Here is a 6,070-nt window from a genome sequence, read left to right as displayed (position 1 = left end):
TTCCGAACACAGAAGTTAAGCCCACCAGCGCCGATGGTACTGCGACAAGCGGGAGAGTAGGTCGCCGCCAGTTTTTATTAAAAGTCTCATACATGAATTTGTATGAGACTTTTTTGTTTTATACCTATACATATCTATACCTACTACACCATACCATAGGAATAAAAGATCAATGATCACTGATCATTGATGAATTATAAATGATAAAAGATCATTCATCAACTATCAATCATTATTTATCAATTATCAGTTATGAACAATAGCTAGTTAATAAATACAAAAAAGCCCTACTTTTTCAAATAGGGCAATAAATATATATTGAAAATTGTATCATTATCAAACCTGTATTACTCCCAAATTAAATTTCTCCGTTATAGGGGAATGATTAGCAGCTTCAATACCCATAGAGATCCATTTTCTGGTATCTGTAGGATTAATGATGGCATCAGTCCATAATCTGGCCGCAGCATAGGTAGATTCGGTTTGTTTTTGATATCTTTTGGATATGCTATCTAAGATTTCATTATGCTCTTCTTCACTAATTTCTTTTCCTTGTTTTTTTAATGTTGATTCCTGGATTTGAGCTAAAACTTTTGCAGCCTGAGCTCCTCCCATTACGGCAAGATCAGCCCATGGCCATGCAACAATGAGTCGCGGATCATATGCTTTTCCACACATTGCATAATTTCCTGCTCCATATGAGTTTCCGGTAATCACAGTAAATTTAGGAACTACAGAGTTGGCTACTGCGTTTACCATTTTTGCCCCGTCTTTAATAATCCCTCCATGTTCTGATTTGGATCCTACCATAAATCCTGTAACATCCTGTAAAAAGATCAAAGGAATTTTTCTCTGATTACAATTAGCGATAAATCTCGTTGCCTTATCTGCAGAGTCGGAATAAATAACTCCTCCAAACTGCATTTCTCCTTTACCACTCTTTACTAACTTTCTCTGATTGGCCACAATTCCCACGGACCAGCCATCTATTCTTGCCGTAGCACAAATAATAGTTTTTCCGTAATCCGGCTTATATTCTTCAAATTCGGAATTATCTACCATACATTTAATAATATCTAATGTATCATATTGTTCAGCTCTTGAAGCCGGCATTATCCCAAAAATGTTTTCAGGATTCTCTTTCGGTGGAAAACTTTCAATTCTATCAAAACCTGCTTTTTCAGTACTTCCAATAGATTTCATGATATTCTTAATCCTGTCTAAAGCATCTTTATCATCTTTTGCTTTGTAATCTGTAACTCCTGAAATAGAACAGTGCGTAGTTGCTCCGCCCAGAGTTTCATTATCGATACTTTCACCAATGGCAGCCTTTACAAGGTAGCTTCCTGCGAGGAAGATAGAGCCTGTTTTATCAACGATCATTGCCTCATCACTCATAATGGGTAGATAAGCACCTCCGGCCACACAGCTACCCATAACAGCAGAAATCTGTATAATTCCCATAGAACTCATTTTGGCATTGTTTCTGAAAATTCTTCCAAAATGTTCTTTATCAGGAAATATCTCATCTTGCATAGGCAAATAAACACCTGCTGAATCTACAAGGTAAATAATGGGAAGTTTATTCTCCATAGCAATTTCCTGCGCTCTGAGATTTTTCTTTCCGGTAATTGGAAACCATGCACCTGCTTTTACAGAAGCGTCATTCGCTACAACAAGGCATTGTCTACCCGAAACATAACCAATGACAACTACTACACCTCCTCCGGGGCAGCCTCCATGTTCCTCATACATCTCATAACCTGCAAATGCTCCCACTTCTATGGAATCTGAATCTTTATCGAGAAGATAATCAATTCTTTCTCTTGCAGTCATTTTTCCTTCTTCACGTGACTTTTGAAGTTTTTTCTCTCCACCTCCTTTTTTTATTTCGGCAAGTAAACGATTTATTTCGGATAATTTTAATCTGTTTTGATCTTCTCGTTTGTTGAATTCGATATCCATAAAATTATAATTTTTTACGCCTAAAGATACTATTTTTAAAGAGAATATAAATTTTATTAAAACACGTGTTTAATAGTTTGGTTTACAGAAAATTGTGAAATATTTAACAAGAAATTATTTTTAATTAATTGATATTTTTTCTAACTTTACGTAAGAGTATTGAGGAGTATTATTGCTCTTTAATTACTCTGTTCCTAGTTTATTTTTTTAATAGTTTATTATTTGAAAGCCCCGAAAGTTGTCCAAATTTTCGGGGTTTTTTGTATATGTATTTTGCGATTAGATATATTAAGATTTTTTTGATCTCCTCATCATTAAATATGGCTCTTCATGAAAGTTTAGTAAATGAAAATGGGAGTTTATTATAATAATATCTGTTTTTCTTATTCAAATCTATTTTTTATGAAAGGAATTGGAAATGCTATTTGTAAATTTGCATTTTAAAAATTTAAAGGTAGGTTATGCATAAATTAGCACTTTTCAGATTGCATTTAATAATTTTTTTATGGGGATTCACTGCAATCTTGGGGAAACTGATTCATGCCAATGCTCAGATTCTGGTTTTCTACAGAATGCTATTTGCCGCGATATTCCTGTATGCTTACATAAGAATTTATAAAAAAGAGAGTATAAAAGTCTCAAAGAAAATATTTTTCCAATTGGCGGCGATTGGTACTGCAATGGCGGCTCATTGGTTTTGTTTTTTTTATTCCATTAAAGTTTCGAATGTTTCTATTGCATTAAGCTGTTTATCATTATCTACTCTTTTTGCGTCAATATTAGAGCCTATTATTTTTAAAAGAAAAATAGATATTTCGGAAGTTATCATGGGAATTGTTATCGTGGCTTGCATCCTGCTGATTTTTAAAACAGAGTTTCAATATAAAGAAGGGATACTTTTTGGTGTCTTGTGTGCTATTTTTGGGACGATATTTTCCGTTTTCAATGGTAAGATGTTTGGGAAAACAAGTTCAGGGAATATTATTTTTTATGAAATATTCTGTGGATGGTCAGTTTTATTGATATTTTATTTATTTTCAGGGCAAATTTTTCAAATGAACGAAATAAACTACAGGGATTTGGCGTTAATATGCTTGTTAGCAAGTGTTTTTACCGCTTTTCCAATGTTGGAATCAGTGAATCTGATGAAGTATATTTCTCCTTTTACACTTATTTTAACAGTTAATTTAGAGCCAGTTTACGGAATTATACTAGCTTTTTTTATCTTTGGCGAATCGGAGCATATGAGCCCTATATTTTATATAGCATCATTGGTGATGATATTAGCAATTATAGCTAATGGGCTGATAAAAGCCAGAAAACAAAAAAAAACTAATTAAGCATCAAATTTATATGATGAAAAAATATCTACTATTCCTATTTTCTTTAGCATTTGGATTTTTTCAATCTCAGATCATTAGAAAATATTCCAATGAATTTTTAAATATAGGGGCAGGAGCAAGAGGCCTGGCGATGGGTGGAGCAGTTATTTCCAATCAGGATGACGTTTATTCTCCCATGTGGAATCCTGCAGGTCTTATGTCTATCGAAAGAGACTGGCAAGGAGCTGCGATGCACGCCGAATACTTTGAATCTATAGCAAAATATGATTATCTTGCCTATGCTAAAGTGATGGAAGAGGGAGTTTTCGGAGTCTCAGTAGTGAGATTAGGGGTAGATAATATCCTGAATACGACTCAAATGATCGATTCTGAGGGAAATATTGACTATGACAAAATCACCAAGTTTTCGCAGTCAGATTATGCTGCTATTCTGTCCTATGCATTTCATCCTGGCGGTAACACAAAATTGGATGTGGGTGTTAATGCCAAGATTGTTTACAGGAATGTAGGGAAATTTGCCAGCGGATATGGATTTGGTTTTGATGTAGGGGCAATTTATAAAGCTGATAATGGATGGAAATTTGGGGGAATGCTTCGTGACGCTACCACCACCGTTAACTTTTGGAGCATCAATCAGAAGGAGTTATCAACAGTTGTGAACGGAGAAGAGTTTAACCCTGCTCCAAAAGATAAAATGGAGCTTACTATGCCTAAACTTAATGTAGGAGCAAGTAAAATGTTTGAAATCAACAGCAGCGTTTATGTTTTACCGGAAGCCGGAATCAATGTGGATTTCGCTAAAACTGCAGCTTTAATTTCCACAGATTTTGCCAGTATAACACCATATGCAGGAGCGGAATTGGGATATCAGAAAATGATTTTTGTACGCTTGGGAGTGAATCGTTTTCAGTCTATCACGGATATTGAAGATCTGAAAAGAAAGGTTTCTTTTCAGCCGAGTGCAGGTTTGGGAATCAGATACCGGGGACTTACTCTCGACTATGCTATTACTAATTCAGGAATCGGAGGATCGAATTTTTATTCCAATTTTTTTTCTCTTAAATTAGATATGGGAACATTTAGAAATGATTAAAAAATAAAATATGAAAAAGGGATTATTTGCTATATTGACAGTTTGTTCGATACTTGCTTTCGGACAAAAAGTATCTGATTATAAGTATATTTCTATACCTGAAAAATTCAGCACTTTTAAAGAAAGTTTCGATTTGGATATTGCTTTGGCGAAAGCTTTAAAAGGTAAAAAATATGTTGTTCTTCAGGGAAGCCGGGAGCAATGGCCTGCTGAAGCTAAAGAAAATCCTTGTAATATTGTAAATGCCGATGTCATTGATGATAGCGGGTTCTTAAGAAATAAAGTGGTCGTTCAGTTTAAAGACTGTCATGATAAGGTATTACTGACCGGTAAAGGAGCATCAAATATTAAAGATTATAAAGAGGGATTTCAGGATGCATTAAAACAAACTTTTGTTTCTATTCCTGTTTCTTATCCAACGATAATAGCTGCTCCGGCTGAAACGAAGACCAATGAGCAGGTGCAGGTTGCTTCAGTTCAGGATAACACTAATACAGCTTCATCAACAGGAAGTTCTGTAAACAAATATAGTAACGGAGCAGTAACCCTACAGAAAATTCAGATTGATAACAGTCAGTTTATACTTGTGAAATCGGATAGCTCTGTTCCTTATGCGACTTTTAAGGAAACAACAAAAAAAGAGGTGTTCAGAGTGAAGCTTGCAAATGGAGATAATACTATCGGTTATTATGAAAATGGAAACATTGTAATAGAAATTCCTACCGGAAATGGTAGTTATTCTAAAGATGTTTATGCAGGTAAATAAGAAAATGTAAAAACTTCAGAGGTTTTTAGGAAACTACATAAAATAAGTAACCCCTTACCAAAATAAAAATAGGTAAGGGGTTATTTATTAAACCATAAAAAAAACTAAGAATTAAGGCATCAGAACCGTATCTATTACATGGATAACGCCATTAGACTGATTAACATCTGCTATGGTAATTTTTGCACTGTTCCCTTTCGCATCTTTTACATAAAGGTCTTTGCCTTTTGTCCAGAAAGTAACATCTTCTCCTTCCACCGTTTTCATCATACTTTTTCCATTTCCTGCTTTTACAGCGGCCCAGATTTCCTTAGCATTAAACTTTCCGGCAAGTACATGATATGTCAGAATTTTAGTAAGCATTTCTTTATTCTCCGGCTTAACCAGGTTTTCAACTGTTCCTTTTGGAAGTTTAGCAAATGCCGCATCTGTAGGCGCCAGTACAGTAAATGGACCAGCTCCTTGTAGGGTTTCCACTAATCCGGCAGCTTTTACTGCTGCTACCAGTGTTTTGTGATCCTTGGAATTAACAGCGTTTTCAATGATATTTTTGGATGGATACATAGCGGCTCCACCTACCATTACTGTTTTTTCTTTCATCGTTTGTGCAGTTACCGTTCCGCTAAATGCGAATGATAATACAACCATTCCGAATACTGCGATTTTTGATCTTGTGTTCATTTCTTTGATTTTTTTAATTAAATAGTATTTGATTTCTTGTTATGATCATTTACGACATTCATCTTGTTTTAGATTTAAAGATTTTTATTTTTTTAGTCGGAAATAAAAATCCAAACAAACAGAACTAGTGAAAAAATATGGATCTGTAGGAATTGATTTTAATATACCTTTCATATTCTTGTAATTTGTTAATTTCATATACGATGTAAAAGAACTTTTAGA

5 protein-coding genes and 1 rRNA gene are annotated in these 6,070 nt (G+C 34.5%); 4 read left to right on the top strand and 2 right to left on the bottom strand.

Translation table 11 applies throughout. From position 1 onward, the window contains the following. Window positions 1-73 (top strand): 5S ribosomal RNA (rrf, locus tag AC0INN_RS19175); the annotation flags it as partial. 263 nt (window positions 74-336) lie between these two features. On the opposite strand, the gene AC0INN_RS19170 is transcribed toward rrf, so the two are convergent. Next, entirely contained in the window at window positions 337-1,965 is a 1,629-nt protein-coding gene (locus AC0INN_RS19170) for an acyl-CoA carboxylase subunit beta (protein WP_273650658.1), read from the bottom strand. 461 nt (window positions 1,966-2,426) lie between these two features. On the opposite strand from AC0INN_RS19170, the gene AC0INN_RS19165 reads away from it, so the two are divergent. The 3 genes from AC0INN_RS19165 to AC0INN_RS19155 are packed head-to-tail and all read left to right on the top strand — an operon-like array spanning window position 2,427 to window position 5,167. Next, entirely contained in the window at window positions 2,427-3,305 is an 879-nt protein-coding gene (locus AC0INN_RS19165; protein WP_172283526.1) for a DMT family transporter, read from the top strand. A gap of 13 nt (window positions 3,306-3,318) precedes the next feature. Then, window positions 3,319-4,401 carry a putative type IX sorting system protein PorV2 gene (locus AC0INN_RS19160; protein ID WP_172283528.1) on the top strand — a complete coding sequence of 361 codons (1,083 nt, stop codon included), beginning with the start codon at window positions 3,319-3,321 and terminating at the stop codon, window positions 4,399-4,401. Window positions 4,402-4,411: 10 nt separating this feature from the next. Continuing rightward, window positions 4,412-5,167 carry a hypothetical protein gene (locus AC0INN_RS19155; protein ID WP_273650660.1) on the top strand — a complete coding sequence of 252 codons (756 nt, stop codon included), beginning with the start codon at window positions 4,412-4,414 and terminating at the stop codon, window positions 5,165-5,167. A 111-nt stretch (window positions 5,168-5,278) separates the two neighbouring features. Here AC0INN_RS19155 and AC0INN_RS19150 read toward each other — a convergent pair whose 3' ends face one another. Further along, window positions 5,279-5,848, bottom strand: a complete 570-nt coding sequence (locus AC0INN_RS19150) for a fasciclin domain-containing protein (RefSeq protein ID WP_172283532.1) — start codon at window positions 5,846-5,848, stop codon at window positions 5,279-5,281. Window positions 5,849-6,070: the final 222 nt, after the last annotated feature.

It is taken from the genome of Chryseobacterium subflavum, from assembly GCF_055762745.1.
Note: the sequence above shows the minus strand (reverse complement) of the source record. Positions and strands in the feature narration are given on the sequence as shown.

Coding starts and splice junctions, on each gene's coding strand:
- AC0INN_RS19155 (WP_273650660.1), top strand. CDS start 4,412: ATGAAAAAGGGATTATTTGCTATATTGACAGTTTGTTCGATACTTGCT.
- AC0INN_RS19165 (WP_172283526.1), top strand. CDS start 2,427: ATGCATAAATTAGCACTTTTCAGATTGCATTTAATAATTTTTTTATGG.
- AC0INN_RS19160 (WP_172283528.1), top strand. CDS start 3,319: ATGATGAAAAAATATCTACTATTCCTATTTTCTTTAGCATTTGGATTT.
- AC0INN_RS19170 (WP_273650658.1), bottom strand. CDS start 1,965: ATGGATATCGAATTCAACAAACGAGAAGATCAAAACAGATTAAAATTA.
- AC0INN_RS19150 (WP_172283532.1), bottom strand. CDS start 5,848: ATGAACACAAGATCAAAAATCGCAGTATTCGGAATGGTTGTATTATCA.